Annotated in this window: 1 pseudogene; it reads left to right on the top strand. The window is 40.2% G+C overall.

The annotated features are described in order from the left end of the window. Positions 1-402: pseudogene (locus tag EMN46_RS19215) on the top strand (hypothetical protein); the annotation flags it as partial. Positions 403-410: the final 8 nt, after the last annotated feature.

The following is a 410-nucleotide window of genomic DNA, read 5'->3' as shown; positions in this document are numbered from 1 at the left end:
GGTTCACATTCAAGTAACGTAGGGCTGTCTAACTGGTTTGGTATGAATGGGTATTCTGATTTGGAGGATATACGTTCAAAAGACGATAGCACCAAAGTTTCTGGATGTCGTCGATTAGCATTTCAGGTGAATGAAGATGAAAGTGATCTGTGCGGTCGAAGCTTTGAAGATGCGTTTATTCTAGCGAATATAAGCCTTTTTGAATTAAAGGACTTGAAGGGGTTGGAGCTCGAAAATGCTGTTTTTGAAAGGGCCAAAGAAATAGGAAAAGACAGCAAAGCTAATTTCGCTATTGAGTATGCTATTGAAAAGACAGATTGGGCTGTTCCCAAGTATATTGTTGAAGGACTGGAATGGCTGGATAAGGATGTTTTGGTTAAAGTTGAAGAGGCTCAGCCATGACCAACATA

The sequence above is a fragment of the Ancylomarina sp. 16SWW S1-10-2 genome (assembly GCF_009669305.1).
Classification (GTDB): Bacteria; Bacteroidota; Bacteroidia; order Bacteroidales; family Marinifilaceae; genus Ancylomarina.
This window is presented reverse-complemented; position numbering and strand designations above follow the sequence as displayed.